This window comes from Cytobacillus oceanisediminis 2691, assembly GCF_000294775.2.
Taxonomy (GTDB): Bacteria; Bacillota; Bacilli; order Bacillales; family Cytobacillaceae; genus Cytobacillus; species Cytobacillus pseudoceanisediminis.
This window is the reverse complement of record NZ_CP015506.1, coordinates 2,601,297-2,627,808: the sequence shown is the minus strand read 5'-3', so window position 1 is coordinate 2,627,808 and position 26,512 is coordinate 2,601,297. Positions and strand designations below refer to the sequence as shown.

General features: G+C 40.9%; 29 protein-coding genes, 1 pseudogene and 2 riboswitches. Of the genes and pseudogenes, 19 read left to right on the top strand and 11 right to left on the bottom strand.

The window, feature by feature from the left end:
* Positions 1-95: 95 nt before the first annotated feature.
* The 7 genes from A361_RS13345 to A361_RS13315 all read left to right on the top strand — a co-directional run bounded on the left by A361_RS13345 (position 96) and on the right by A361_RS13315 (position 4,829).
* The gene (locus tag A361_RS13345) at positions 96-851 is read left to right on the top strand and encodes an exodeoxyribonuclease III (protein ID WP_019379796.1); all 756 of its coding nucleotides are present in this window, start codon (positions 96-98) and stop codon (positions 849-851) included.
* An 85-nt stretch (positions 852-936) separates the two neighbouring features.
* The gene (locus A361_RS13340) at positions 937-1,215 is read left to right on the top strand and encodes a hypothetical protein (protein ID WP_019379797.1); all 279 of its coding nucleotides are present in this window, start codon (positions 937-939) and stop codon (positions 1,213-1,215) included.
* 66 nt (positions 1,216-1,281) lie between these two features.
* Positions 1,282-1,381, top strand: a riboswitch (guanidine-I (ykkC/yxkD leader).
* Between the two features lie 72 nt (positions 1,382-1,453).
* On the top strand, positions 1,454-1,786 hold the full coding sequence (locus A361_RS13335; RefSeq protein ID WP_009334485.1) for a DMT family transporter: 333 nt from the start codon (positions 1,454-1,456) through the stop codon (positions 1,784-1,786).
* The gene (locus A361_RS13330) at positions 1,783-2,097 is read left to right on the top strand and encodes a DMT family transporter (RefSeq protein ID WP_009334486.1); all 315 of its coding nucleotides are present in this window, start codon (positions 1,783-1,785) and stop codon (positions 2,095-2,097) included. The genes A361_RS13335 and A361_RS13330 overlap by 4 nt, the downstream gene beginning before the upstream one ends.
* A gap of 39 nt (positions 2,098-2,136) precedes the next feature.
* Positions 2,137-3,207 (top strand): undecaprenyldiphospho-muramoylpentapeptide beta-N-acetylglucosaminyltransferase, encoded by a 1,071-nt coding sequence (locus A361_RS13325; protein ID WP_019379799.1) that lies wholly within the window; start codon positions 2,137-2,139, stop codon positions 3,205-3,207.
* A 362-nt stretch (positions 3,208-3,569) separates the two neighbouring features.
* Positions 3,570-4,418, top strand: a complete 849-nt coding sequence (locus A361_RS13320) for a hypothetical protein (RefSeq protein WP_019379800.1) — start codon at positions 3,570-3,572, stop codon at positions 4,416-4,418.
* Positions 4,419-4,829, top strand: a complete 411-nt coding sequence (locus tag A361_RS13315) for an HIT family protein (RefSeq protein ID WP_009334489.1) — start codon at positions 4,419-4,421, stop codon at positions 4,827-4,829.
* A 32-nt stretch (positions 4,830-4,861) separates the two neighbouring features.
* Here A361_RS13315 and A361_RS13310 read toward each other — a convergent pair whose 3' ends face one another.
* Positions 4,862-5,875, bottom strand: coding sequence for an AI-2E family transporter (locus tag A361_RS13310; RefSeq protein WP_009334490.1), 1,014 nt, complete (start codon positions 5,873-5,875; stop codon positions 4,862-4,864).
* A 37-nt stretch (positions 5,876-5,912) separates the two neighbouring features.
* A complete protein-coding gene (locus A361_RS13305; RefSeq protein ID WP_236888038.1) occupies positions 5,913-6,227 on the bottom strand; it encodes a hypothetical protein in 315 nt (104 codons plus the stop codon).
* Between the two features lie 107 nt (positions 6,228-6,334).
* On the opposite strand from A361_RS13305, the gene A361_RS13300 reads away from it, so the two are divergent.
* Positions 6,335-7,180, top strand: coding sequence for an SDR family oxidoreductase (locus A361_RS13300; protein WP_019379802.1), 846 nt, complete (start codon positions 6,335-6,337; stop codon positions 7,178-7,180).
* A gap of 383 nt (positions 7,181-7,563) precedes the next feature.
* On the opposite strand, the gene A361_RS13295 is transcribed toward A361_RS13300, so the two are convergent.
* A complete protein-coding gene (locus A361_RS13295; protein ID WP_009334494.1) occupies positions 7,564-7,761 on the bottom strand; it encodes a hypothetical protein in 198 nt (65 codons plus the stop codon).
* 164 nt (positions 7,762-7,925) lie between these two features.
* On the opposite strand from A361_RS13295, the gene A361_RS13290 reads away from it, so the two are divergent.
* Positions 7,926-9,068, top strand: coding sequence for a metallophosphoesterase (locus A361_RS13290; protein WP_009334495.1), 1,143 nt, complete (start codon positions 7,926-7,928; stop codon positions 9,066-9,068).
* A gap of 25 nt (positions 9,069-9,093) precedes the next feature.
* Here the strand turns inward: A361_RS13290 and A361_RS13285 are convergent, their stop codons facing one another.
* From A361_RS13285 to pxpB, 5 genes are all read right to left on the bottom strand, one after another.
* Entirely contained in the window at positions 9,094-9,885 is a 792-nt protein-coding gene (locus tag A361_RS13285) for a putative hydro-lyase (RefSeq protein WP_019379804.1), read from the bottom strand.
* Positions 9,886-9,905: 20 nt separating this feature from the next.
* Positions 9,906-11,096 (bottom strand): NRAMP family divalent metal transporter, encoded by a 1,191-nt coding sequence (locus A361_RS13280; RefSeq protein WP_009334497.1) that lies wholly within the window; start codon positions 11,094-11,096, stop codon positions 9,906-9,908.
* A gap of 269 nt (positions 11,097-11,365) precedes the next feature.
* Entirely contained in the window at positions 11,366-12,136 is a 771-nt protein-coding gene (locus tag A361_RS13275) for a LamB/YcsF family protein (RefSeq protein ID WP_019379805.1), read from the bottom strand.
* Between the two features lies 1 nt (position 12,137).
* Positions 12,138-13,148 (bottom strand): biotin-dependent carboxyltransferase family protein, encoded by a 1,011-nt coding sequence (locus tag A361_RS13270; RefSeq protein WP_019379806.1) that lies wholly within the window; start codon positions 13,146-13,148, stop codon positions 12,138-12,140.
* Positions 13,145-13,855 (bottom strand): 5-oxoprolinase subunit PxpB, encoded by a 711-nt coding sequence (gene pxpB, locus A361_RS13265; protein ID WP_026041557.1) that lies wholly within the window; start codon positions 13,853-13,855, stop codon positions 13,145-13,147. Before pxpB ends, A361_RS13270 begins: the two co-directional genes overlap by 4 nt.
* Positions 13,856-14,191: 336 nt before the next feature.
* On the opposite strand from pxpB, the gene A361_RS13260 reads away from it, so the two are divergent.
* Positions 14,192-14,914, top strand: a complete 723-nt coding sequence (locus tag A361_RS13260) for a CBS domain-containing protein (protein ID WP_019379808.1) — start codon at positions 14,192-14,194, stop codon at positions 14,912-14,914.
* A gap of 49 nt (positions 14,915-14,963) precedes the next feature.
* Here the strand turns inward: A361_RS13260 and A361_RS31260 are convergent, their stop codons facing one another.
* Positions 14,964-15,092: a hypothetical protein gene (locus A361_RS31260; RefSeq protein ID WP_019379809.1), complete on the bottom strand. Its 129-nt coding sequence runs from the start codon at positions 15,090-15,092 to the stop codon at positions 14,964-14,966.
* Between the two features lie 152 nt (positions 15,093-15,244).
* Positions 15,245-15,287: riboswitch (PreQ1 riboswitch) on the top strand.
* 52 nt (positions 15,288-15,339) lie between these two features.
* Here A361_RS31260 and queC point away from each other — a divergent pair.
* The 9 genes and pseudogenes from queC (at position 15,340) to A361_RS29935 (ending at position 23,081) form a co-directional block, all read left to right on the top strand.
* Positions 15,340-15,999: a 7-cyano-7-deazaguanine synthase QueC gene (queC, locus tag A361_RS13255; RefSeq protein WP_009334502.1), complete on the top strand. Its 660-nt coding sequence runs from the start codon at positions 15,340-15,342 to the stop codon at positions 15,997-15,999.
* 3 nt (positions 16,000-16,002) lie between these two features.
* Complete coding sequence (gene queD / locus A361_RS13250; protein ID WP_009334503.1) at positions 16,003-16,479, top strand: 6-carboxytetrahydropterin synthase QueD; 477 nt, start codon at positions 16,003-16,005, stop codon at positions 16,477-16,479.
* Entirely contained in the window at positions 16,472-17,203 is a 732-nt protein-coding gene (gene queE / locus A361_RS13245) for a 7-carboxy-7-deazaguanine synthase QueE (RefSeq protein WP_009334504.1), read from the top strand. The genes queD and queE overlap by 8 nt, the downstream gene beginning before the upstream one ends.
* A 147-nt stretch (positions 17,204-17,350) precedes the next feature.
* On the top strand, positions 17,351-18,457 hold the full coding sequence (locus tag A361_RS13240; protein WP_009334505.1) for an ABC transporter ATP-binding protein: 1,107 nt from the start codon (positions 17,351-17,353) through the stop codon (positions 18,455-18,457).
* Positions 18,447-19,250, top strand: coding sequence for an ABC transporter permease (locus A361_RS13235; RefSeq protein ID WP_009334506.1), 804 nt, complete (start codon positions 18,447-18,449; stop codon positions 19,248-19,250). Before A361_RS13240 ends, A361_RS13235 begins: the two co-directional genes overlap by 11 nt.
* Positions 19,250-20,053, top strand: coding sequence for an ABC transporter permease (locus A361_RS13230; RefSeq protein ID WP_019379810.1), 804 nt, complete (start codon positions 19,250-19,252; stop codon positions 20,051-20,053). The genes A361_RS13235 and A361_RS13230 overlap by 1 nt, the downstream gene beginning before the upstream one ends.
* Positions 20,050-21,123 carry an ABC transporter substrate-binding protein gene (locus tag A361_RS13225; protein WP_009334508.1) on the top strand — a complete coding sequence of 358 codons (1,074 nt, stop codon included), beginning with the start codon at positions 20,050-20,052 and terminating at the stop codon, positions 21,121-21,123. The genes A361_RS13230 and A361_RS13225 overlap by 4 nt, the downstream gene beginning before the upstream one ends.
* Before the next feature lie 86 nt (positions 21,124-21,209).
* Positions 21,210-21,982: pseudogene (locus A361_RS13220) on the top strand (divergent polysaccharide deacetylase family protein).
* Between the two features lie 946 nt (positions 21,983-22,928).
* Complete coding sequence (locus A361_RS29935) at positions 22,929-23,081, top strand: lmo0937 family membrane protein (RefSeq protein WP_019379812.1); 153 nt, start codon at positions 22,929-22,931, stop codon at positions 23,079-23,081.
* A 125-nt stretch (positions 23,082-23,206) separates the two neighbouring features.
* On the opposite strand, the gene A361_RS13215 is transcribed toward A361_RS29935, so the two are convergent.
* Together A361_RS13215 and A361_RS13210 are read right to left on the bottom strand one after the other, a co-directional pair.
* Positions 23,207-24,520 (bottom strand): ATP-binding protein, encoded by a 1,314-nt coding sequence (locus A361_RS13215; RefSeq protein WP_236888037.1) that lies wholly within the window; start codon positions 24,518-24,520, stop codon positions 23,207-23,209.
* A 192-nt stretch (positions 24,521-24,712) separates the two neighbouring features.
* Positions 24,713-26,443, bottom strand: a complete 1,731-nt coding sequence (locus A361_RS13210; protein ID WP_019379814.1) for an AAA family ATPase — start codon at positions 26,441-26,443, stop codon at positions 24,713-24,715.
* Between the last annotated feature and the right edge of the window lie 69 nt (positions 26,444-26,512).

The following is a 26,512-nucleotide window of genomic DNA, read 5'->3' as shown; positions in this document are numbered from 1 at the left end:
CATTCCCGTTACAGTACTTTAACTGTGCAAGTATTGAATATCCGTGGTAATGTTGTATTCAGACAGATTTTTTAACATAAGGAGATATAATAGCAATGAAACTCGTTTCATGGAATGTGAATGGCATAAGGGCATGTGTGAAAAAAGGATTCATGGATTACTTCAAAGAAGTGGATGCAGACATATTTTGCATTCAGGAATCCAAACTGCAGGAAGGACAGATCGAGCTCATACTGGAAGGCTATCACCAATACTGGAATTATGCGATAAAAAAAGGATATTCCGGTACAGCTGTATTTACAAAAAAAGAGCCGCTCTCTGTTCGCTATGGATTGGGCGATGACGAAACAGAACCTGAAGGCAGGATTCTCACGCTTGAGTATGAAGGCTTTTATCTTGTTAATGTCTATACTCCGAATTCACAGCGTGACCTGGCCCGGCTTCCAAACCGTCTTGAGTGGGAAGAGCGGATCCGGGAGTATTTACTCGGCCTGGATCAGATTAAGCCTGTGATCATGTGCGGGGACTTAAACGTGGCTCATTTCGAAATAGATTTAAAAAATGCTAAATCCAACAGGGGCAACTCAGGCTTTACTGATGAAGAACGTGGAAAAATGACCAGACTGCTTGGATCCGGGTTTGTTGATGCATTCCGCTATAAATATCCCGAAGCGGAAGGAGCATATACCTGGTGGTCCTACATGGCCAAGGTAAGAGAGCGGAATATCGGCTGGCGGATTGATTATTTTATTGTGTCCGAAAAGCTAAAAGAAAGAATACTAGATTCACAGATCCACTGCGACATTATGGGCAGCGATCATTGCCCGGTAGCTCTTGAATTGGAAATATAAAGCGAAACCCCTGCCAGTTGCAGGGGTATTGTTTTAGTAAAAAAGGCAATAATTGAATTAACGTTAATCATAAAGGATGGGGTAAATGAACAAAACAGAGATGCTGACGCTTTTTGTTCTTATTGAAAGAATATATCCGCCTTTTCGGATCAAAAACGAAATCGTTAATTATTATTTTAATTATTGCCAGCAATTCGACTATGAGATGGCTCTGAGCTGCATAATAGGTCATATAAGAAAAAGCCCCTATCCGCCATCACTCAGTCATATTGCATCGAGATGCTCATTGCATTCTTTATCAGCTGAAATATCAGACAGCCGGAATTGGGAAAAAGAATATGTCCTTGCTAATCATGTGTCTTGATATCTATTTCCATTTATTATTATGGAAAAGGGGCTTTTATTTTGTTATAATGCCAGTAAATCTAATAAAAAGGTTTTCTAGGGTTCCGCAGCAGCTGCTGGCCTGGTCCGAGAGAAAACTCATAGCTATAAAAGCTATGCCACGGAAGGATAAAAGCCTGGGAGATACTGTTCATCAGATATCTTCCGGGCTTTTTTCTTTTTCCGGGAATAATATTCGTAAAAAAGGGGCTGATTTCATGCAGTGGCTGAAGGTATTTATAGCCGCATTTTTTGAAGTGTTTTGGGTGATTGGGTTAAAGCATGCGGATGATCCATTATCATGGGCAGGGACCATCTTATGCATAGCAGTCAGTTTTTATTTGATGATAATGGCTGGCAAAGTCCTGCCTGTGGGAACGGTATATGCGGTCTTTGTGGGCTTGGGCACTGCTGGTACAGTTTTATCTGAAATTGTATTTTTCGGAGAGCCTTTGAAATTATCTAAAATAATTCTTGTTCTTATTTTGTTATTAGGTGTTTTAGGCTTAAAGCTGGTGACAAACGAAGATAAAGGAGCTGAAGCTTCATGAGCTGGGTGTTTCTTATTCTGGCTGGGCTTTTTGAAATGACAGGTGTCACCATGATTAACAGCTGGCACAAAAAAAGGAATTGGCAATCATTTTTCCTGCTGATTGGCGGTTTTGGCGCCAGCTTCATATTTCTTGCGCTGGCCATGAAAGAACTGCCGATGGGGACAGCCTATGCGGTCTGGACTGGAATTGGTGCCGCTGGAGGAGCCATTCTTGGCATGATTCTGTACGGAGAGCCCAAAGATGTAAAACGGATATTTTTTATTGCAATGGTATTAAGTGCTGCAATCGGACTTAAACTTGTATCTTAGATGTATAATGTAATTAAAATTGGTTTAGGCAGGTAGGAAATGAAAAAAAATACGATTGTTTTTACAGGGGGCGGCTCTGCCGGCCATGTGACTCCAAATATCGCCATAATAAATGAACTTTCCCAAGGGGAATGGGATATTCACTATATCGGCTCAATAAAGGGAATCGAAAAAGAATTGATTTCTGAAATGAACATACCTTATTACGGAATTAGCAGCGGAAAACTCCGCCGCTACATGGATAAAGAAAATATAAAAGATCTTTTTCGTGTATTAAAAGGGATTATCGAAGCACGAAAGCTGCTTAAAAAGCTGAAGCCAAAGCTTGTATTTTCAAAAGGCGGATTTGTATCGGTCCCTGTTATAATTGCGGCAAGCTCATTAAAAATACCAATATATATTCATGAAAGTGACCTGACTCCAGGACTTGCAAACAAAATTTCTCAGCGGTTTGCAGACAGGATTTTTACTTCATTCGATGAAGCTGCGTCGCATTTTCCTGCAAGAAAGACTACGGCTATAGGATCTCCGATCAGAAGGGAAATCTTCTCCGGTGAAAAGGAGAGGGGAAGGGCGCTTCTAGGGTTTACGGATGAAAGGCCAATCTTGACTGTAATGGGCGGCAGTCTGGGGGCTAAGAAAATGAATGAAACGATCCGGGAATCCCTTCAGGAGCTGACTTCTATATACCAAATTGTTCATCTATGCGGCAAAGGTCAAAAGGATGAGAGTTTAATAAACATTAAAGGCTACAGACAATTTGAGTACATCAGCAACGAGCTTGCTGATATCCTCGCTGCTACAGATACAGTCGTCACCAGAGGAGGATCCAATGCCATTTTTGAATTCCTTGCTTTGAAGCTTCCTATGCTCATCATCCCGCTAACCAAAAAACAAAGCAGGGGGGACCAAATACAAAATGCAGAATCCTTCTTAAAAAAAGGATTCTCCCTTACATTGGAAGAGGAGAACTTAACAAAAGAAAGCCTTCTTGAATCCCTGGATAAACTTGAAAAAAAACGAGGACAAATCATCAATAACATGCAAGCCTCGCCAATGAGCGATGCACTAACGGTTTTGATAAAGGAAATTAACAAACACCGCAGATAATTTTAAGTGCAGGCTTTTATATGATCTTGGCGACGGAAATTCAGTGGCTCACGAACATATGGGCGTCCATAGAACCTTCATGAAGACGAAAATTCAGTGGCTCACCTTAAAAAGGTCTCAATGAAGTGTTCATAAAAAAACAAAATTTAGTGCCACACAAAAAAAGGTCGACATAGTCCGTTTATGGCGACAAAAACTGGTGGGCTCACCAAAAAGCTATTAATATCCAAGACAATTTCCCATAAAAAAATTCAGCAATAAAATAAACCTCTTCCAAACGACAAACAGTTAATAATGCTGTTTGTTTTTCTTTTTATGCATTACAATAGAATGCGAATTCTAAATATTGTGAAGGTGATTCGATGGATACAAAATTAATTTTAATCGAGGGTCTGCCTGGTTCAGGCAAATCTACTACTGCAAGATTGGTTCATGAAATTTTGATGCAAAACGGTATTGAGTCAGAGCTGTACTGCGAAGGGGATCTGAATCATCCGGCAGATTATGAGAGCGTCGCCTATTTTGAAAATGACCAGTGGCATCGATTACTGGAAGAATATAGTGCATTCAGAGACCAAATTATCGAAAATTGCATTCCGGAAGATAATGGCTATTTATTGCCTTATAAAAAGCTTGTACCTGACATTCCAGACACATTTTATGAGAAAGTATCTAAAAAGGATATCTATGAGCTTCCTTTGGATCAAAATATGAAACTTATAATCAATAATTGGGAACGATTTTCAACGCGAGCTGCCAGCGGCAAAAAAGTACATATTTTTGAATGCTGTTTTATACAGAATCCTGTTACAGTCGGTATGATTAAATATGGAGCTCCGCTTACAAAGGTTCGGAATTATGTATTGGCATTGGAAAATTCCGTGAAAAAGCTGAATCCGATATTAATTTATATCAGTCAGGATAACCTTGACTACTCTTTCAGGAAAGCGATAAAAGAACGGCCGCAATCCTGGTCTGAAGGTTTTATCCATTATTATACCGATCAAGGATATGGAAAGAAAAATCATTTAAGCGGGGAAGATGGCACTTTAAAGGTTCTTAAAGCCAGGAGGCAGGCAGAAGAGGAAATCTTGAAGAAGCTGTCCATTCGAAAGGCTGTAATCAATAACTCTGCATTTGATGAGCATTCACATAAAGCCGCTTTGGAGAAGTTGTTGATAAATCACCCCGCAAAGAAAGGAAAAAATTAAATGCCGCATCAGGATCATTGTCCTTTTTGCAGTCCGCACAAGGACCCTCTTCAAAATATCATTTTTGAAAACAGCACTTGTTATTTTCTTCAGCACGATAAAGAACAGGACGTATTGGAGGGCTGTGGGGTCATAGTGCCAAAAGCGCACCATTCCGATGCTTTTCACCTGACAGCGGAAGAATGGAATGATACATATGTACTTTTGCAAAAAGCTAAGGATTATTTAGATAAAAAGTATGCACCAGATGGATATACGCTTGGCTGGAATGTGGGCGATGCTTCAAATCAATCCATTCTTCACAGCCATCTGCACGTCATTCCCAGATATAATGATGAACCACACGCAGGAAAAGGGCTCAGGCATTGGCTGAAGCAGCCCGATAATAAAAGGGGGATTCTGAAAAGATGAAAAAACACACAGCGGGACTGTGTGTTTTTAAATTACTGAATTTTCGGCGGATTGCTCTTGACTTCAAGAACATCCAGCATAAATACAAACACTGGTATACCGACGATTAATCCCCAAACACCGAAGAAATGTTCAGAGAAAATCAGGACAATAAAGGTATAAAAGACCGGCAAATCCGTTTTGGAAGACATAAGCTTCGGATTTAAAATATACGCTTCAATGGCGTGGATCACCATAATGACCAGTACTATATAAAATACTTGGATGAATCCGCCGAGAGAATAGGCGATTGTACAGAGCGGGACAAGCGAAATAATGACACCTGCTACAGGAATTAATCCCAGCAGGAAAATCAGAATTGACAATCCCATCAGCTGTGGAAAGTCCATGATCCATAGAGCAAGTGTTGTCAGGATGCAATTGACTGTGGCAATGACAAACTGCGCCTCGATTACTTTCCCGAATGTTTGCACAAATTTACTTCCAAAATACTCGATTTCATTATAAAAGTCAGCGATTTTGCTGTGCTTAAATTTCAAGGTGAATTCAATCAGTTTCGGTTTTTCAAGCAGGAAAAACAAGCTAAGGATTAGAGACAGCAATACCTGTACGGCAATATGACTAATATCGGAAAAATATTGAAGCAGGAACGCAAAGCCCTGTTCAAGATATTTCGTAATTTCATTTGTTTCGAGCATTTGAACAATATATGTAATTACGATATTGTCATGTTTTTGGGTGTAAAAGCTTTCAACCTGTTTAAACAGCTGTGATATTTCAGATACAATTAAAGGGAGGTACTTGATAATCCCTATAGAAAGCAGGCCGATAATTCCCATATAAAGGGTTATGACCGTCAGTTTCCTATTCAGTTTAAATCTCGAGAGGACAAGCTTCACAAGCCTATCCATCAAAAATGAAAATATAAATGTAATCAGAATTAAATTAATCATGCTCCTCAGCAGGTAAAGAGCCAGGACAATAATTCCAAAAATAATGAATCGTTTGATGCTGTTATTATTTAAAAATGATTTTATCGTTTCCAATTTCATTCCTCCACACTTTTTAAGTTTCTTTAAAATTTCATGAAATGCGGAGATAGTTACTCTGGAACATATATGGGATCATGTATTCATTGCTTCTGTGAATTGCATGGGAGTTTAGCGCCTGAAAATGGATCCGGTATTCTTTATAATAGGTCAGCTTCGCCGTAAATTTTACTGCAGCTGCTAATGTGCTGCTCAATGCAGGGCTTTTAAGGGCAGGTGAATCAATAACAATGGCATTTCCCTTCAAATGCACATTTAAATCAATCGGCTCCTGGCTTTGCTGCAATGATGAAGACAAACCGGATACAAGCAGGAAAATGCTGAAAAATATGTGTGCCACCTTGTTCATCCTCTTATTATCAATATATTTACTATTTTATAATACTTTTTCATTTAATTATATATCTATTTACAGTCGAATTGGAAAAAATCATTACGAAGAAAGGATGATGATAGTTGGATAGGAAATATGCTGCCGTTACAGGCTGTTCCAGCGGGTTTGGAACCTTGATGGCCATTGAGCTGGCTAAGAATGATTTTCAAGTTATTGCAACAATGAGAAATACGAATAAAAGCAAATTATTAATGGAGAAAGCTAGACGAGAGGGAGTTCATGAACAGATATCCATTCACGAATTGGATGTCACCTCGTCCTCATCCATAGAAGTTTTTAAAAACCTGATCCTTCAATTGCCTTCAATTGATGTTTTAATCAATAATGCAGGCTATGCAGGAGCAGGATTTGCGGAAGAAATACCGCTGGAGGAGTATAGAAATCAATTTGAGACAAACGTTTTTGGAACGTTTGCAGTAACACAAGCGGTTCTGCCATTTATGCGAAAACAAAGAACAGGAACCATCTTAAATGTAAGTTCCATCAGCGGAAGAATCGGGTTTCCAGGCTTATCGCCATATGCCGCATCAAAATTTGCTGTAGAAGGGTGGAGTGAATCACTTAGACTTGAAATGAAACCGTTTGGCGTAAATGTTGTCCTGATTGAGCCAGGATCTTTCAGGACTGGCATCTGGACAACAGGGAAAAAGATAGCGGAACCATCCTTGAAAAAAGATTCACCTTATTATCCATATATGACAAAAATTCAAAATTACCTTGAACAAGGCGAGCCCTTTTATGAAGATCCGCTAATCGTAGCGAAAAAAGCAGTGAGCATTCTCAGGGAAAAAGAACCTTCACTCAGGTACCCGGTAGGAAAGGGTGTACGCACAAGAATACGCCTGAAAAACGTACTGAACTGGAAAAGCTGGGAGAAAATCATAATAAAAACTCTTTACAAAAAATAGAAGTTTTTTTCAAAGTTTGTTGTTTTTTTTACTCCAAATTTTATTTAATCTGCTGAGTTGATCTTCGCTGTGGGCACTTGATCCTTGAAAATGCATACGCATTTTCTTCGTGCGGTGATGATTCAAGGAAGACAATTCAAAGTCCTTCGGGAGGAGAGGGAGTAAGAGACCCCACAAGCGAAGCAAAGGAGGCTCTCATGCCTCCCCGCGGAAAGCAACGGACATCATTAAACACTAAAACAACAACAAATTAACTTATAAACAAATACACCGTAATTATTATCCCAACGATAAAAAAAGCAAATGTCCCTGAAAGAAACGGATTGATATGAATGAAAAATTCAGCTCTTTCTTCTTCATTCATATGAGTCATCATATTTAGCTTAATCAGCAATCACATTATTTGTCCAGGCATCATCCTGTGAAAAAGCAAATAGGCTTAATGCAAAAAGAATAAAGCTGCTGTAGGCAATGGTATCAAGCAGAGGGAAGTGAAGAAAAAACGAAATACCCGCTGCTAAAATTGATTCTAAAATAAAGAACAACAATGCCCAAACCCAGAATTTTTTTTGTCTAACCATGCAGGACCTCCTATTTTTGTTTTCTTTTATAACGAATAGGATGATAAAAAGTTTCAAAATTTTCCTTTTTTTCTTCTTTTTTCTTAAGCCCCCAATCTCTGATTAATTTTCATGTATCGAGAGAAAATAAGAAAACTTATCTTAGATCATCTGGGGGAGATGGAATGAAAAAGGGAATGAAAAAATACTTAATCACGCTGTTATTATTCATAGCCCTGCTGATTGTCTGGAACCAGACGGAAGCTGAAGTCTCCGGACCGCCAACCATCCATCTGCGCCTGATGGAAACAACGGATTTGCATGGAAATATGATTGGTTATGATTACGAAGACCGCAAGAAAACAGTGGAGTTTGGGCTTTCAAGAACGGCCAGCTTAATTAAACAGGCAAGAAATGAGTCTCCTAATTCCCTTCTATTTGATAATGGGGACATTCTTGAAGGCAACGGACTCGATGAGTATGCCTATAGAAGCCATCCGCTTGACATGGCTAATGTCCATCCTGTTTTTAAAGCCATGAATACTCTGCTTTATGATGCTGCTACGGTGGGAAATCATGAATTTAATTACGGAATTGATTTTATGGAAGAAAGCCTCAGGGGGGCTAACTTTCCTTATGTCAATGCCAATATATATGTTGAAGACAGCAATCAGCTCGATGAGGATGATTTGAATTATTTTAATCCCTATACCATTATAGAGAAAGAAGTGACAGATACAGCCGGGGAGAAGCATAAGCTGAAAGTTGGAGTCATCGGCTTTATCACACCGATTGTTGCGGAATGGAATAAGGAGTATTTTCACGGAAACCTTAAAGTGAAAAATATAAAGGAAACTGCCGAGCATTTTATCCCTATTATGAAAAGCAAAGGGGCAGATATTATTGTGGCTCTTGCCCATACAGGTCTAGAGTCCGATAAAGGACTGGATGAAAAAAAGGGCAACTCAGTTCATGCCCTCAGCAAGGTTAAAGGATTAGATGCCATTCTATTCGGGCACAGCCATTCTGTTTTTCCTGTCAAAGATGAACTGCAAAAGCTGCCTGGAATCGACTTAAAGACTGGCACCATTAACGGAACTGCTGCAGTCCAAGCTGGATATTGGGGCAATCATCTTGGTCTCATCGATTTGAAAATTGTTTTCCAGGATAGCGAATGGAAAGTTAAAAGCAGTCTTTCGTCGATCAGGCCCGTTTACCGGACAATCAATAAAAAAAGCAGGGAAGTAATACCCGCAGACCCAATAATTGAGCAGATTATGAAAAAAGATCATCATGATGCCCTGAATTATTTGAAAAATAAAAAGTAAAAGGCGCCCATGGGACGCCTTTTTCCTATAAAACCGAAAACTCCTCATTTTTCAAATCAGTAATAAACATATGTCCCGGAGCATGTGTAATCATAATTTCCGGCTTCACATGCATGGCAACTGCCTGGGGTGTTACCCCGCAGGCCCAGAAAACCGGTACCTCTCCATCTTTAATGGTCACAGGGTCCCCAAAATCTGGGCGTTGGATATTGCTAATGCCGATTGCTTCTGGATTTCCAATATGGACAGGGGCCCCATGGACAGATGGGAAGCGGCTTGTCACCTGTACAGCCCTAATGGCTTCCTTTTCTGTCATCGGACGCATACTCACTACCATCGGGCCTTCAAACCGGCCTGCACCCACACAGCCAATATTGGTTTTATACATCGGGACATTCCGATTTTCCTCAATATGGCGGATAGGGATATTATTTTTGAGCAATGCGTCTTCGAATGTAAAACTGCATCCGAGCAGAAATGCTACCATATCATCATTCCAATAAGATGTTATATCTGAAAGTTCCTCAGCGAGCTCTCCGTTTTTATATACCCTGTATTTTGGCAGGTCGGTTCTAATATCAGCATTTGGAGCTGACAGCATTGGCACTGGTGAACCTGGTTCAGTCACATCAATGATTGGACATGATTTAGGATTACGCTGGCAGAAGAGCAGAAATTCAAAGGCCAGCTCCTTTGGCAATATAGCCAGCTTAGCTTGAATAAAGCCATTAGCCATTCCTGCAGTTGGATCATCCCAATCCTTTACACGGATTAATTTGCGCGCCTCTTCGGGATTCAATTGAGAAGGGGTGATCATATGAAAATCTCCTTTCATGCTTATTTAAATAGCTCGGGGATACCATTGATTAATGAATAAACCCCCATGTAAGACATGGCTATCACGATAATGACTCCGAAAATCGTCATCCAAAGGGGATGTTTATAATCACCGACAATTTTGGTTTTATAGGCAGCAATCAGCATTACACCTAGTGCAATCGGCAGGATAAGCCCGTTTAATGAACCAACTAAAACCAATATTTTTACCGGTTTTCCAATCAAAACAAAAACAAATGTAGAAATGGCGATAAAACCGACAATGACCCATTTATGATATTTCTCGACAGCAGGGCTCAATGTCCGAATGAATGAGACCGATGTATAAGCTGCACCGACAACAGAAGTTATGGCAGCTGCCCACATAACTACTCCAAACATCTTATATCCAATATTCCCCGCTGCCAGCTGGAAGACAGAAGCAGGAGGGTTGGATGGATCGAGTGCAAGGCCCTGTGAAACCACACCCAGTGCGGCAAGGAACAGGAAGATACGCATAATGGAAGCAATCCCGATTGCACTGACAGAGCTCTTTGTGACTTCCGGCAGAGCTTCTTTTCCTTTGACTCCAGCATCAATTAAACGATGCCCGCCAGCGAAGGTAATATAACCGCCAACCGTTCCGCCGACTAGTGTAATAATGGCCAGAATATCAATTTTATCCGGCACGAACGTTTTGACAACAGCTTCACCAACAGGAGGCTGTGCAGTAAACATTACATAAAGAGTTAATCCAATCATGACAAATCCTAAAATCTGTGTGAAACGGTCCATTAATCTGCCCGCTTCTTTTACAAGAAAGATGCCGATTGCCAAAATTCCGCTTAGAAGGGCGCCCAATTCAGGGGATATACCGAAAATAACATTTGTACCTAACCCGGCACCGGCAATATTCCCAATATTAAAAGCAAGACCGCCCATGACAATCAGGGCAGCAAGGAAATATCCCAGTCCCGGAAGGACATCGTTGGCAATATCCTGTGCGCGCTTTTCAGAAACGGCTATGATTCGCCAGATATTCATCTGTGCCCCAATATCGATAATAATAGAAATTAAAATTACAAATCCAAAACTCGCAAGCAGGGTTTCTGTAAATACTGTCGTTTGTGTCAGAAAGCCTGGTCCAATGGCAGAAGTGGCCATAAGGAATGCGGCACCCAGCAAAAGACTGGCATTAGATTGCTTTTTCATTCATTTTCCCCCAATAATTCTATTTGTGGTTATCTTTCGTGCTTCTTTTACCTTGCATCAGCACTATTTGTAATGATTGAGTTCCATTCGCGCTAGAGTATTCTTCTTCAACAGAACTATTCCCGACAATCGCCCCTAAAAGCCTGCACGCTATTTTTTAAAACCTCATATGCACTATTTCAACCCGATGAGAACATCGGAATCCCCGCAAGATAAATAAGTCTCCTTAAAGGGGCACCAACTTTTCATTACTTCCACGAATATCGGTTTTATTTCAAAAACTCGCTGATTTTCGCTACCTGGATTCCTGCTTCATTCAGTGCCTTCGGAATATATTGGGCAAATTCAAGTGCGCTTTCCCCGTCACCATGGATGCATATCGTATTGGCCTCAATGGAAACGTCAGTACCCTGGACAGAATGAACCTTTCCTTCCTTGACCATGCGGATTACCTGATTTACAGCTTCGCTATGATCTGTAATAAGTGCATTGTGTTCCCTTCTTGAAGTAAGAGTTCCATCCTCCTGGTACGTGCGGTCTGAGAACACCTCATTTGCAGAGCGGAGTCCAATTTTCCTGCCGGCTTTTACTAATTCGCTTCCTGAGAGCCCGAAAAGAATCAGTTCAGGATCCACTTTATAAACCGCTTCTGCGATTGCTTCTGATAATGGTGCGCTTTTTGAGGCCATGTTGAATAATGCACCGTGCGGTTTTACATGCTGAAGCTTTCCGCCTTCAGATTTAACAAAGGCATACAAAGCACCAATTTGATAGACCACTAAGTCATAAGCTTCCTGAGGGGTTATGTTTATATCCCTCCGGCCGAATCCATGCAGATCCTGGAGTCCCGGATGGACACCCAGGCCAACATTCTTCTCAAGTGCCATCTTAACTGTTTTTCGCATGGTCGCAGGGTCGCCGGCATGAAAGCCGCATGCAATATTGGCAGAAGTAATATAATCAAGTATTTCCTCATCGCTCCCCATCTTGTATGAACCAAAGCTTTCTCCCATATCACAATTAATGTCTACAATGTGCATCTTAATTTCCTCCTCTTGTTTTTAAAAATATGCCTTGCTTTAATTCACTTAATTTCATTTCTCTATTAATTAATAACTGCTGCGCCTGTTCATTTGATATTTCTGCAAAACTTAAGGAGTCTCCGGGTTTGGCCTGCGCCAGAAGGGGGAGGTCGACAGCAGCAACCTGTCCAATTTTTGGATAACCTCCAGTTGTTTGCCGGTCAGCCAGCAATACAATCGGATTTCCATCCGGAGGAACTTGAATGGAACCAAAATTTACGGCTTCAGATATTTGCTCAGCATGTTCTGACAGCGAAAGAGCAGGGCCTTTCAGTCTATATCCCATCCTGTCCGATTGTGAGGTAACTTCAAAGGCATGTTTGAAAAGCTGAACCTGGCTTGCTTCGGAAAATAAATCAAATTGGCGGCCCCTTGTTATTCTGATTTCTGGATTTGCCGCTGTGTCCGGTATGAGTTCTGATGCAATACCCCAGTCGTTTTCAACAAAAGTCCTATCAAGAATCTGTTTTGTCAAATACTCCGTTATTTTCAATGATTGGAGAGAAGGTTTGCCGGTTTCCAGCAGGTCTCCTGACTTTAATGCTCTGCCTTTATAACCGCCAATTCCTGCACGCAGGTAGGTGGATTTGCTGTTCATTACATCAGGTACGGCAAATCCGCCCGCAGCAGCCAGATAGGCTCGGCACCCTTTACGGCACCGGCCGAATTTAAGTTCACTGCCTTTTTTCACAAAAACGGATCTCCATGTCCGAACAGGCTGGCCATTGATGGAAGGGGAAAGGTCACCGCCGCAAATCGAAATGAGGGTATCTTTTTCAAATGTTAAAATTGGACCCATCATCGTTATTTCTAAAACAGGATCATTTTCTTCGTTTCCAGCCAGCAGATTGGCCATCCGGTGTGAAAATGGGTCCATGGCCCCGCTGGAAATCACGCCAAACTTTTGATAGCCGGTTCTCCCCAGGTCCTGAATGCTAGAAAGGAGTCCAGGCTTTAAAACGTTAATCATTGTTCCGTCTCCTCCCAATGATGGTATTCTTCCAGACTGATTGGCTTGAATTTGATTTGGTCGCCTGCTTTGAGTAGGGTAGGGGAGTCATCCGTCGGCCGAAACAATTTAACAGGAGTACGCCCAATCAGCTGCCAGCCGCCTGGCGTCTCGATGGGGTAAATACCCGTCTGCATCCCGGCAATCCCCACTGTTCTCTCGGGAATCTTTAGACGCGGCGTATCCCGTCTTGGTGCGGCAATTTGTTCTGACATTCCGCCAATAAAAGGGAATCCTGGTGCAAATCCAATCATATAGACCAGGTAGCTGCCTGAGGAGTGAATTTCAATAACTTCTTCGGGGGTAATCCCATTATGCTCTGCCACAAAATCAAGATCCGGCCCAAATTCTCCTCCATAGCATACCGGGATTTCAACAATTTCAGGTTCCGGCATATTATTTTCCGTCATCTCTTCAATAAGCGGTTTAATCAGTGAACACACGAAATTAAACGGGAGCTGGCCATTTGAAAGCTGATAGGCCTTAAATGGATTATAAAAAATGGTTACAGTTGTGTAAGCAGGTATGTATTCAATCATCCATTCGGGAGGGTACTTTTCAAGAAAGGCAGTCAGCGACTGAACTTTCTGATGAGTTTCCTTGCTGATTTCTTTCCCAAGCTCAACAAGAACAGCATCATCCCCTAATGGGTGAAGGGTGTATCTCATCATTTCACCAGCTTTCGCAGTAAATTTGTTTGTACTGAGGAATAAAATATTATTTGGTAATAATAAATCTTCATTTTTATTCAAAAGAATTTCATTCATTATTCTTTCTGAAAAAAGGGAAAATCATGTCTTCTAATGCTTGAATGAAAAACATTTATTAGTAATGTTATATATTTATGCAATGTCCTTAGCAGAAGAATATAATATTATATAATAGACTGAAAATTCTATTTGTGCAAATTATTCTGCTAGAAGGCGTACCAATATCTTCAAAGTTTAGTTTGTCCATCATTTTGGGAATAGAGGAGGTACATCACCATTTAGGGAGAGATCATATTGGAAGCAGATTTAGAAATGAACTTATCAGAAAGATTTGAGGCTGCCTTTAACCGTATTCACAAAGCCTTAAAACAATCTGCTAAAAACGCCAGAACAGATAGATTTTATAAACTTATAGAAATACAGAAAAATCATTCGCTGATTCGATTATATGAAGATGATTTGCATCAGTTTGCCAAGCTGCGAAATGCCATTGTCCATGAAAAAATAGACCTTGATTATTATATTGCGGAGCCTCATCTCGAGACGGTAGAAAAGATTGAAAGGATTGCCGGCCATTTTGAAAAGCCAAAAACCGCACTTTCCATAGCTGCAACTCCGGTATTTTATTTTTATGAAGATGGCAAGCTAACGGATGTACTGGCCATAATTAATAAATTTTCACACTCCCAATTCCCCATTTACTCGAGAAAAGAGGAATACTCATGGCTATTAACTTCGGCAGATATCGTGAAATGGATGGCAGAGCACTTTGCAGAAGAAACAATCCAGTTGATAAAGGTGAGAATTAAAGAGCTTTTCAGCAAGAAATCAAAGGATCAAATCTCGTTTGCAGGCAAACATACATCTATCTTTGAATTAGAGGATATGTTTGAGGACTGCCGAAATAAAAATGAAAAGGTTGAAGGGATCATAGTTACCGAGAACGGAAAGCCGACTGAAAAACCAAAAGGCATCATAACAGCGTGGGACCTCCTGGAAGCCGATTCAGAAAATTAAAACGCAAAAAAGGTGCAAGCAATAGCTGCACCTTTTTTGCCGGTTCCGATTATTGCAGCAGTCCCAGACGCATCAGAGTAGACCTATCCTGAATATTCATTCCTGCAGACCTTCTTATAAATGTCCCTTTTTTTGCAATGCCAAAGGAATAGCGTGAAGTCGATGTAAACCTGATCATGGCTTCAGTCCCTCCTTATGAAATTGGCGCTGCATTATTACTTTCCCGCGATTTTGAATAATAAAACTTTTTTACTGTATAAATTTAAGCCTTCTAAAAAGCCAATAAAGATGATAATATAAACTGATAGTTCAATAGCTAAATCCGTGTACACGGTAGAGGTTCTAGCTACCCTCTTTAAAAAACTAAGGAAAACAGGTCTGCTTTCTTAGTGGTCCTGTTTTTCTATTTAAAGGAGAATTTTTATATGAAAAATGATAAAGCACTCGTTGTGTTCAGTGGCGGTCAGGATAGTACAACTTGCTTATTCTGGGCAAAGGAACGTTTTGAAGAAGTGGAAGCCGTCACTTTTAATTATAATCAGCGTCATAAGCTGGAGATCGAATGTGCACAGCAAATAGCAAAAGAACTGGGGATCAGGCACCACATTCTAGATATGTCCCTATTGAATCAGCTGGCACCAAATGCACTAACCCGTGATGAGATTAAAGTAAAGGATGGGGAGGAAGGCGGGCTTCCATCCACATTTGTGCCTGGGAGAAACCTTTTATTCCTGTCATTTGCTGGTGTGCTGGCCAGTCAGATTAATGCAAAGCATATTATAACCGGGGTGTGTGAAACAGATTTCAGCGGCTACCCAGACTGCAGGGATATTTTTATAAAATCATTGAATGTCACCCTTAATCTATCAATGGATGAACAGTTTGTGATCCATACACCATTAATGTGGCTCAACAAAGCAGAGACATGGAAGCTGGCAGATGAATTAAATGCCCTTGATTATGTGCGTGAGAAAACACTGACATGCTATAACGGAATTCCGGCTGATGGCTGCGGTGAGTGTCCAGCATGCCATTTAAGGAAAAATGGCCTTGAAGAATACCTCAAGGAAAAGGAGGAGCTTTAAGCCATGTACGGTTTCAGGATTGTTGATAAACTGCAGAAGATAAATGAGGATATCAAACCCGATCAGCTGAAATACCACCATAAGCGTGTAATGGTCAGCAAGGAATTCACTTTTGATTCAGCCCATCATCTGCATTGCTATGAAGGCAAATGCAAAAACCTGCATGGGCACACCTACAAGGTGATTTTTGGCATAAGCGGATTCGTGGATGACAGAGGATTAATGATTGATTTCGGCGACATTAAAAAAATTTGGAAAAACGAAATTGAAATATTCCTTGACCACAAGTATCTGAATGAAACGCTGCCGCCAATGAATACGACAGCAGAGAATATGGTTGTCTGGATTTATGAAAAAATGGCACAAAGCCTCCAAAACAGAAAAGAGCAATATGTTGGTGCAAGAGTAGAATTTGTGCGCCTTTTTGAAACTCCTACAAGCTATGCGGAAGCAAGAAGGGAGTGGATGGAGGTTGAGTAAGATTCCTGTTCTCGAAATATTCGGACCAACCATTCAGGGTGAAGGAATGGTGATCGGCCAGAAAACGATGTTCGTCCGTACAGCAGGATGTGATTATTCATGCAGCTGGTGTGATTCATCCTTTACCTGGGATGGAAGTGCGAAAGACAGCATCCGCCAAATGGAACCGGATGAAATTTGGAAAGAGCTTAAAGAGCTGGGTGGGGATGGATTTTCCTTTGTGACCATATCCGGGGGTAATCCTGCACTTTTAAAAAATTTGAGTGAACTCATTTCTTTGCTCAAAGCAGAAAAAATTAAGATCTGCTTGGAAACACAGGGGAGCCGCTGGCAGGATTGGTTTTATGAAATTGATGAACTGACCCTATCCCCAAAACCGCCGAGCTCAGGCATGAAAACAGACTTCGATGTGCTCGGTTATATTGTGAATAATCTTCAGACCAAAAGAAAGGCAGAACAGCAGGTCTCACTGAAGATTGTTGTTTTTGATGATAAGGATTATGAATACGCTAAAAACATTCATAAGCGCTATCCCGGTGTTCCGTTTTATCTGCAGGTGGGAAATGATGACACTGTTACAGCTGACGACCGAAATTTATTGCAGAAACTGCTTGACAAATATGATTGGCTCATTGAAAAAACGATACATGACAATGATTTGACAGATGTTAAAGTACTTCCGCAGCTGCATACATATGTATGGGGCAATAAGCGGGGAGTGTAGTATCTGCTAATCCCGCACCAATTGGTGCGGTTTTTTTTGTAAAGGATGTTCAACAATTTATGACAGATTCCGAGAAATTTATGATATTATACGTTTGAACTTAACAATACATTAGTGCTGTAAATTTCTATAGATAGGGAGAGTTAGATGACAGATAACACCATTATTCGATTTAATTCCGTTACAAAAAGATATGATAATGATCCGCCAGTTTTAAAAAATGTCAGCTTTGAAATTGAGCGCGGGAAGTTCTATACCCTTTTAGGGCCATCGGGCTGCGGGAAAACGACCATATTGCGATTGATTGCCGGATTTACTGAACCTTCCGAAGGGGACATTTATTTTAATGGGCGAATAATAAATAATGTTCCAGCCAACAAAAGGCAAGTAAACACCGTTTTTCAGGATTACGCTCTATTTCCGCATTTGAATGTGTATGAAAATATTGCATTCGGTTTAAAAATCAAAAAAATGAAGAATGCCGATATTGAGAGGAAAGTAAAGGAAGCGCTAAGATTTGTAAACCTTGAAGGCTACGAAAATCGTGAAATCAAAGAAATGTCAGGTGGACAGCGCCAGCGTGTTGCCATCGCGCGTGCCATTGTCAATGAACCAGAGGTTATTCTCCTTGATGAACCTTTATCCGCACTTGATTTAAAGCTGCGGACCGAAATGCAATATGAGCTGAGGGAACTGCAGAGAAATCTGGGCATTACGTTTATTTTCGTCACACATGACCAGGAAGAAGCATTAGCCATGTCAGATGAAATTTTCGTACTTAACAGCGGAAGCATCGAGCAAAGCGGAACTCCTACTGATATTTATGATGAGCCGATCAATCGTTTCGTAGCAGATTTTATTGGGGAATCAAATATCGTTGCTGGAACGATGATCCAAGACTATCTGGTGAAGTTTGCCGGCAAATTATTTGAGTGTGTTGATGGGGGCTTTGAGCCAAACGAAGATGTTGAGATCGTCATCCGCCCTGAAGACCTGGCTATTACCGCACCGGAAGATGGGAAACTGAAGGTACAAGTTGACTCCCAGCTCTTTAGGGGAGTCCATTATGAAATCAGCTGCTATGACAGCGATGGCAATGAGTGGCTGGTCCATTCAACGAAAAAGGCGACAGTCGGGGATCAAATTGGCCTTCATTTCGATCCCGAAGCAATACACGTCATGAGGCACGGGGAAACAGAAGAGGAATTTGATAAGCGTCTTGAAGCTTATGAAGAGGAAAGCCATGAGAACTAATTCCCGCAACTTTTATTTAATTCCTTATGTCCTTTGGATTGCTCTCTTTGTAGTAGCGCCATTGCTTCTTGTTCTGTATTATTCGTTTTTTGATATTGAAGGGCACTTCACTTTGGAGAATTATAGAAAGTTCTTTACACCCGTTTATTTAAAAATGACTTTAAGCTCCTTTTGGTATGCCTTTTTAATAACGTTATTTTCATTGCTGATCGCTTATCCGACAGCTTATTTGCTTACTAAGACGAAACATAAGCAGCTGTGGCTCTTATTAATTATACTGCCATCGTGGATTAATTTGCTTTTAAAAGCCTATGCATTCCTGGGTATCTTTGGAACATATGGTGCAGCGAATAGCTTTTTGGATGCAATGGGAATAGGTGGCAGGCAAATTCTGTTCACTGATTTCAGCTTTATCTTTGTGTCAGTATACATCTTTCTTCCTTTCATGATTTTGCCGATATTTAATTCTCTGAATGAACTGAATCCAACCCTTCTTGATGCCAGCAATGATTTAGGCGGGTCTTCCTGGGTAACATTTAAACGCGTAATTTTTCCTTTGACACTTGATGGCGTGAAATCGGGATGCCAGATCGTCTTTATCCCTGCACTGTCATTATTCATGCTGACAAGGCTGATTGCAGGAAACCGTGTCATCACTCTTGGAACAGCCATTGAACAGCATTTCCTTGTGACACAGGACTGGGGAATGGGCTCGACCATTGCCGTATTTCTGATTATCGCAATGGTGTTCATTATGGTGCTGACAGGCAGAAGAAAGCGGGGGATCCTATAATGAAAAAGAACAGGAAATGGCCGGCGATTTATTTGGCACTTATCTTTATCATCCTGTACGCCCCGATCTTTTACTTGATATTTTATTCATTCAACAGCGGAGGGACCATGTATCAATTCGAAGGTTTCACCCTGGATTGGTATCGGGAGCTGTTTGCTGATGCCCGATTACTCATCATTGTCCTTAACACCATTATTATTGCCCTTTTATCTGCAGCGATTTCGACCATTATTGGAGTGGCTGGAGGACTAGCCATTGCCTATGCTAGAAAACGCAGAGTGAAAAATACGCTCCTGTCACTGAATAATGTGCTGATTGTCAGTCCGGATGTCATTATAGGCGCCTCGTTTTTGATTCTGTTTACAATGATCGGACTTAAGCTTGGATTTGTATCTGTTTTGCTTGCTCACATAGCCTTTAGTGTACCGATTGTTGTGCTGATGGTTTTGCCTAAAATAGAAGAAATGAGCACGTCCATGATTTATGCAGCCATGGATCTTGGGGCAAGCAGATTCGATGTGCTGACCAAAGTCATTCTCCCTTATATTACTCCTGGAATTTTCGCTGGCTTTTTTATGGCCCTGACGTATTCCCTGGATGATTTTGCGGTAACTTTCTTTGTTACAGGCAACGGCTTTACCACTTTGTCTGTTGAGATTTATTCACTGGCAAGACGGGGAGTTTCTTTAAATATTAATGCTTTATCTGCTTTGCTTTTCCTATTTACAATCATTCTGGTAATAGGCTATTACTTTATTACGAAACGAAATGATAAGCCGAATGGAATGGGGGTAAGGCAATGAAGAAGCTTGTTCAGGCACTCGCCGCGGTATTAATTGTTTCATTTGCCTTATTGTACATCGCTTCAGGGCTGAATTCCTCCCAGGGCTACACAAGCGGAAATACTTTGACCATTTTTAATTGGGGCGACTATATAGATGCAGACTTGGTGGACAAATTCGAACAGGAAACAGGCATAAAAGTCATCTATGAGACATTCGATTCCAATGAAGCGATGATGACGAAAATTGAACAGGGTGGCACAGCTTATGATATTGCTGTTCCATCTGAATATGCGATTGAAAAAATGAAAGAGGAAGACCTGCTTTTGCCGGTTGATCATTCAAAAATTCCGAACCTGAAATATATCGATCAGCGTTTTATGGACCTGCCTTTTGATCCCGGGAATGAATATTCAATTCCCTATTTCTGGGGTACTGTCGGAATTCTTTATAACACCGATATTTTAGGAGATAAAAAAATCACAAGCTGGAATGATTTATGGGACCCTGAATTAAAGAACCAGATCCTGCTGATAGATGGGGCAAGGGAAGTAATGGGCATGGGTCTCAACAGTCTCCATTATTCGCTGAATGACAAAAATAGAGACCATTTGGTCGAAGCTAAACAAAAGCTCGATAGTCTTACTCCTAACATTAAAGCCATTGTCGGTGATGAAATCAGAATGCTGATGGAAAATGATGAAGCCGGCATTGGGGTGGTCTGGTCCGGCACGGCTCAGGAACTCATGTGGGAGAAGGATAATCTGGAATATGTACTTCCGGAAGAAGGCTCCAATCTTTGGTTTGATAATATGGTCATCCCTAAGACTGCCAAAAACCCGGAAGCAGCCCACCAGTTTATGAATTTCATCCTTGACCCGGAAAATGCGGCACAAAATACAGAATACGTTGGATATTCAACGCCGAATAAAGAAGCGCTGAAATATATGGACGAAGAAACAATTTCAGATGAACGATTCTATCCGGATGAAGAAATGACAGCTCGGCTGGAGGTTTATGAGAACCTGGGAAAAAGAATGCTTGCTTATTATAACGAGCTTTTCCTTGAATTTAAAATGCATAAAAAATAAAGTGCTGCCAGGATCAATTCCTGGCAGTTTTTGCATTGGAACTGTTTTAAAGAATCAGGGAATGCTAGCTCAAAGGAGGATGGAAAATGAAAATATTCATCAGTATATTTTTATTGATTTTTTCATTCGCAAGTATAGGGAATTCCATAAGTGCTGCCCCGCTAAAACCTGAATTGGCGATTGTCATTGACGATCTGGGAAACAACATGAAGGGAACAGCAGAAATGATGGAGCTTCCGGTGACCTTAACAGTTGCCATCATGCCTTTCATGCCAACGACAAAAGAAGATGCAGAACTGGCAAGTGAAAATGGACATGAAGTGATCGTTCATATGCCAATGGAGCCGAAAAGAGGAAAGAGGAGCTGGCTTGGTCCGGGGGCAATCACAACAGATTTAACTGATGAAGAAATCCGCAGCAGGGTAGAGAGTGCCATCAAAGAAGTGCCGCATGCGGTCGGGATGAATCACATATGGGTTCAAGAGCCACTGAGAATGAGCGGGTCATGAGAATTGTCCTTAAAGTATGCAAAGAACACGGATTATTTTATCTTGACAGCAAAACAACCGGCAAAAGCGTCGTCGGCAAACTGGCAAAAGAAATCGGTGTACCATATGTAGAAAACAATATTTTCTTCGATGACATATACACTACTGCCCATATTACAAAACAGGCTGACAGACTTGCAGAAAAACTGGTGAAAAATGAACGCATTATCGCAATTGGCCATGTCGGCATCACAGGTACAAAGATGGTTAATGTGCTTAAAGAGTATATACCTGTTTATAAAGAGAAAGCAGAAATAGTGCCGCTCTCAGAACTGATTCCAGGCTATGAACTTATTGACGAAGGTCCTTGAACTAAAGCGGAAGCTCCTTGATCAGGGTAAACGTCAACTAAAAACCGCCACGTCCTGTGGCGAACGTTGAAGCCGGCACATCCTGTGCAAGTCCGACAGGCATATGACGAATCACGCAGGAAACCTTCCAAAGCAGCTTTGGTCGGGCGATGTATCCGATGACGAAGCGTTCCTTGTCCTGATTTCTGGAGTGATTTGGCTTATGACCCGAGGGGCTAGGCGCTGGAGGTAGATGCAATCTTTCCACAGAGTAATTCACACAGTTCCATTTTATAATTTACTATAAATAAAAGCTGCAAGCCTGGTGTGGTTTGCAGCTTTGTTCATGGTGTGTAATAAAACGGTGCAATGGTGAAATACGGCTTAAATCCTAAAAGGTGGCCGCCCACATTCCGGTCTGGTTAGTCCCGCAACGAAGCGATGTTAGAAGAGGTGGGCGACCGTGAATATAGTATATGCAGTGATGCAAAAAGGATGCAGCAAAACTTCCCTGAATACAGGAAGGTTTTGTATGATCTTACTGAACTTGTGTGGCATGGGTGTCCGGCACCTTTTTAAAAGAGATACATCATTGTAACAATGATAAGGGTTAGAATGACCGAGAAAAAAGATGCCTGAGATGTTAATGGATTTTGCTGTTGAAATGGCAAAGATGGTGCATTTATTTCTTTTGAGAAAAGGGAGCAGGCATGGAAAACGTTTTATCACGAGCTTAAGGATTTGAAAAAAGGTGAAGCATCCTCATTAAAAGAAATTGCCAATCGGGGCTGCTGCAAAAGAATTGGAAAATGCAATACTCTCTGAATAAAAATATCCATCCACTGCAAAACATAACATTGTCAGAACTGTAAAAAGTGCGGCAATGTTTTTTTTTTCATTTACTCATGATTTTGTCCCGGTTGTTAGGGGTATGTAAATATTAAATTAACAGGAAGGGGTGAATTGCATGCTTTGGACTATAGCAGGTATTTTGCTTGTATTATGGATACTCGGATTAATATTTAAAGTAGCAGGAGGCATCATTCATATACTGCTGGTAATAGCAGCGATCATCTTTGTTGTAAACTTTATAAGAGGCCGTGCATCCGGCAGGGGATAAATGAAAAAAGCCTTCAGATTTTGGAGGCTTTTTTTAAAGTTAATGTATTTGATCCATCACGATTAAGCTACCCTGTGCTGGCGATCATTTATTTTCGGAAAGATTCCCATTCAATGAATATGGAGTTAACTCTCATTCATACGCTGACCTCCAGACATGTTCTGGAAAGAAGGCTGCCGTATCTCTTCAGGCGAGTAATATAGAGGCAGCGAAATAGTAAAGCTGGTTCCTTTATTCTGTGTGCTCTCTATTAAATATTTTCCTTTCAAACGATTGATGATGTCAAAAGATATCATTAATCCTAAGCCGGTTCCTTTTGTTTTCGTTGAGTAATAGGGCTGACCGAGCATTTGAAGCTTTTCTTTCGACATTCCGACACCTTCATCTTTAATTTGTATATCTGCTGTAGTATTTCTTTTGAATGCTGAAACCTCTAGAATACCGCCATCAGGCATGGCTTCTATACTATTTTTCATTAAGTTTATAAATAATTGCTTTATTTCATTCGGATTACCCATGATAAAAATGCCTTCAAAAATACTTGTCCTTATTTCAACCTTTGTCATCAGTCCATATGGCCGCATAAAATCAGCCACCTCCAATAATAATCCGGAAAGTGAAACTTTACTGGTAACAGAAGTTTCCGGGCGTGCAAGTAAGAGGAAATCACTAATAATATGATTGGTTCTGTCCAGCTCTTCCAAAGAAACTTTAATAAATGTCTTTTGATCTGCAGTCAGGTTTTTTTCATTTTTAAGCATTTGCAGAAAACCTCTTACAGTAGTCATTGGATTCCTAATTTCATGGGCGACTGACGCAGCCAGCTGACTGATTGCATTGATTTTTTCGGCATTTCTCAGTTTTTCCATCATATTTTCCTGAACCAGATTCATTTCAATCAAATAGATGATTATAGAAAGCGTCATAATGGAAACTGCTGAAAACAATAGTAAGTATACAGCGTCTTCGTTTATATCCTTTTGGAGGAAAATAACATACCTGGTTATCGTAATGGGAAGATAAAATAAAACTGCTATACTGAGTTTTTGCCTAAATGTACATTTTTTATAGATTTTTGACGCATAGAAAAAAAGCACAGAAATTATTGTGTAATTTACAAGCGCAATCCAAATATCTCCTGGTGAAAAAAAGCCCTTAAAAGAAATCAATACAAAAATAGTCAGGAAGCCTGCACGGGGCTTAATGTAAAAATAGGCGACAAAAACAGGAATAAATTTCAAGTCAAAAAACTGACCGCCTGCAATTTCCACAGGAAAAGTCATAGTGAGGAAAAGTGCTAAAAAAAGAACAGATAAAAGCGGGGCAGAAGTCTTCCAGTAATCCCCCCGATAAGAAGAGATTTTATGGATAAAAGGGATCATGATCATAATCAGAAAGTGAAAAATCAAGTCAGCTGTAAAATCATACAAAAGAACCATTCCTCCATTATGTAGGTAATATTAGTAATTAAACAAAAGAAAGGAAGAATCCTTTATATGGGAACATTTATTTATTCTGGTTATATGAAAGAACCATTTGTTTACATAACATTATTATGGGTTAATTTGATTATTTACAAATGACCCGCAGTTCCATTATAAAAAACCGGCCCATAGTGGGCCGGTTTCTCATCATGCCAGTACCATTTCAGTCTTCAATTCTCCAACAATCTTCTGGACTTCACTGCCTTCAAGAGTTTCTTTTTCAAGAAGGGCCTCTACCAGCGTTTCAAATTGAGGCTGATGATTTGCGATGATCAATTCGCATCTTTCCAGTGCTTTCTGGAAAAGATCCTGCATTTTTGCTTCTTTTTGACCTTTGTTAAAAGTAAGCTCAAAGCCGTTATCCAGTAACCCGGTATCAACCATTTGCTCAATGATATGCTTGGCTTGTTTTACGTCACCGCTTACTCCAATGCTATGCTCGCCAAGAATCATTCGTTCTGATACACCGCCAGCGAGAATCATGGCAACTTGATCAAGCAATTCACTTGTTGTCGATAAGTGAAGTTCTTTTTGAATGGGGGCCACGTAACCAAGAGCTTCACCTCGGGGAATGATGGTTGCTTTTCGGACGGATCCTGGTTTTGTTAAAGCAGCCACTAAAGCATGGCCAGCTTCGTGTATGGCCACCCGCTGCTTCGTGCCGGGATCCTGCAATGCACGGGTGGTAGTTCCCAAAATGGTCCGATCCAGCGCATAATCCAAATCATCCTTAGAGATAATTTCCTGGCCGTTACGGACAGCTCTGCGGCTTGCCGTTTCAAAAAGGGAATGAAGATCTGCTCCCGAGAATCCAGAAGTGCTTTCTGCCAGATCGCCAAGTGTTGTCATGACATCCTCAGCAAGTAATCTATTTTTCGTGTGAATATTGATAATCTCTCTTCGGCCCTTTGTATCCGGAAGAGGGACATTGAAGGAGAAGTCAATACGCCCAGGACGGAGGAAGGCTTCATCGAGCATATCCTTCCTGTTTGTCGCTGCAATAAATAGTATTCCATCATTGGAATATCCGCCGTCAAGCTGAACTAGCAGCTCAGTTAATGTTTTTTCACTTTCTTCCCCGCCATGCTGCTTTCTTCTGCCTGCCAGTGCATCTACTTCGTCAATGAAGACAACAGCAGGGGCATGCTTTCTGGCATTTTGGAAAAGATTTCTTACACGGGATGCTCCCACACCAACGAACAATTCATTAAAACCGGAACCGCTGGTTGAGAAAAAAGTAGCTCCAAGCTCTTTAGCGATTGCCTGAGCCAGCAACGTTTTCCCCGTTCCAGGAGGCCCGTATAACAGAATTCCCTTTGGCGGCTTAATCCCCATCTTCAGGGAGCGCTCAGGTTCTTTTAAAATTGAAAGAGTCTGCATGATTTCCTCTTTCATTTCTTCCTGAATTCCGCCAACATCCTCAAGTGAAATGGAAGGAAGGGCCTTTGGCTTAGATACACTTTGCTTCATAGTATTTGTAGCGCCCATTCCGCCTTTTCCTGACTTAAACAGGTAAATGCCAATGGCTATAAACAAAAGGACTACACCGCCCAGAATCCAAGGGGTATAAGGTCCTGTGTTTGCGAACGTATATTGTATATTATAGGTTTCTACTAATTTATCAACCATCTCACTGTTGGGGGGCACATGGGAGATGTACTCGCCATCAGGGGCTGTGATCAGCAGTTTCCCATTTTTATATTCCTGTACTGCAACAGTCTTCCCATCCTGGGAGGCAATAATTTTTTCCACAGAAGAAAACGGGACTGTCACATCCTTTTTTCCTGCTTGTACGGTCCAAATAACCGCCGCCAAAATCACCGTGATCACCAATGCAATAGAAACAATCGTCGAAGGCTTCTTAAGACGTGATTTCAACTATTTCCCTCCTCATTAAACATACCTACATTATAAGGAAAAAGAATTGTTAATTACAGGGTTTTACAC

What these genes read in the sequence shown, in the direction of transcription:
- A361_RS13305 (WP_236888038.1), bottom strand. Translation starts at nt 6,227, where the DNA reads ATGAACAAGGTGGCACACATATTTTTCAGCATTTTCCTGCTTGTATCC.
- A361_RS13285 (WP_019379804.1), bottom strand. Translation starts at nt 9,885, where the DNA reads ATGATCACCCCTTCTCAATTGAATCCCGAAGAGGCGCGCAAATTAATC.
- A361_RS13290 (WP_009334495.1), top strand. Translation starts at nt 7,926, where the DNA reads ATGAAAAAGGGAATGAAAAAATACTTAATCACGCTGTTATTATTCATA.
- A361_RS29935 (WP_019379812.1), top strand. Translation starts at nt 22,929, where the DNA reads ATGCTTTGGACTATAGCAGGTATTTTGCTTGTATTATGGATACTCGGA.
- A361_RS13230 (WP_019379810.1), top strand. Translation starts at nt 19,250, where the DNA reads ATGAAAAAGAACAGGAAATGGCCGGCGATTTATTTGGCACTTATCTTT.
- A361_RS13275 (WP_019379805.1), bottom strand. Translation starts at nt 12,136, where the DNA reads ATGCACATTGTAGACATTAATTGTGATATGGGAGAAAGCTTTGGTTCA.
- A361_RS13240 (WP_009334505.1), top strand. Translation starts at nt 17,351, where the DNA reads ATGACAGATAACACCATTATTCGATTTAATTCCGTTACAAAAAGATAT.
- A361_RS13270 (WP_019379806.1), bottom strand. Translation starts at nt 13,148, where the DNA reads ATGATTAACGTTTTAAAGCCTGGACTCCTTTCTAGCATTCAGGACCTG.
- A361_RS13340 (WP_019379797.1), top strand. Translation starts at nt 937, where the DNA reads ATGAACAAAACAGAGATGCTGACGCTTTTTGTTCTTATTGAAAGAATA.
- A361_RS13215 (WP_236888037.1), bottom strand. Translation starts at nt 24,520, where the DNA reads ATGGTTCTTTTGTATGATTTTACAGCTGACTTGATTTTTCACTTTCTG.
- A361_RS13345 (WP_019379796.1), top strand. Translation starts at nt 96, where the DNA reads ATGAAACTCGTTTCATGGAATGTGAATGGCATAAGGGCATGTGTGAAA.
- queD (WP_009334503.1), top strand. Translation starts at nt 16,003, where the DNA reads ATGTACGGTTTCAGGATTGTTGATAAACTGCAGAAGATAAATGAGGAT.
- A361_RS13225 (WP_009334508.1), top strand. Translation starts at nt 20,050, where the DNA reads ATGAAGAAGCTTGTTCAGGCACTCGCCGCGGTATTAATTGTTTCATTT.
- queC (WP_009334502.1), top strand. Translation starts at nt 15,340, where the DNA reads ATGAAAAATGATAAAGCACTCGTTGTGTTCAGTGGCGGTCAGGATAGT.
- A361_RS31260 (WP_019379809.1), bottom strand. Translation starts at nt 15,092, where the DNA reads ATGATCAGGTTTACATCGACTTCACGCTATTCCTTTGGCATTGCAAAA.
- A361_RS13325 (WP_019379799.1), top strand. Translation starts at nt 2,137, where the DNA reads ATGAAAAAAAATACGATTGTTTTTACAGGGGGCGGCTCTGCCGGCCAT.
- A361_RS13295 (WP_009334494.1), bottom strand. Translation starts at nt 7,761, where the DNA reads ATGGTTAGACAAAAAAAATTCTGGGTTTGGGCATTGTTGTTCTTTATT.
- A361_RS13280 (WP_009334497.1), bottom strand. Translation starts at nt 11,096, where the DNA reads ATGAAAAAGCAATCTAATGCCAGTCTTTTGCTGGGTGCCGCATTCCTT.
- A361_RS13315 (WP_009334489.1), top strand. Translation starts at nt 4,419, where the DNA reads ATGCCGCATCAGGATCATTGTCCTTTTTGCAGTCCGCACAAGGACCCT.
- A361_RS13335 (WP_009334485.1), top strand. Translation starts at nt 1,454, where the DNA reads ATGCAGTGGCTGAAGGTATTTATAGCCGCATTTTTTGAAGTGTTTTGG.
- A361_RS13235 (WP_009334506.1), top strand. Translation starts at nt 18,447, where the DNA reads ATGAGAACTAATTCCCGCAACTTTTATTTAATTCCTTATGTCCTTTGG.
- A361_RS13330 (WP_009334486.1), top strand. Translation starts at nt 1,783, where the DNA reads ATGAGCTGGGTGTTTCTTATTCTGGCTGGGCTTTTTGAAATGACAGGT.
- pxpB (WP_026041557.1), bottom strand. Translation starts at nt 13,855, where the DNA reads ATGAGATACACCCTTCACCCATTAGGGGATGATGCTGTTCTTGTTGAG.
- A361_RS13320 (WP_019379800.1), top strand. Translation starts at nt 3,570, where the DNA reads ATGGATACAAAATTAATTTTAATCGAGGGTCTGCCTGGTTCAGGCAAA.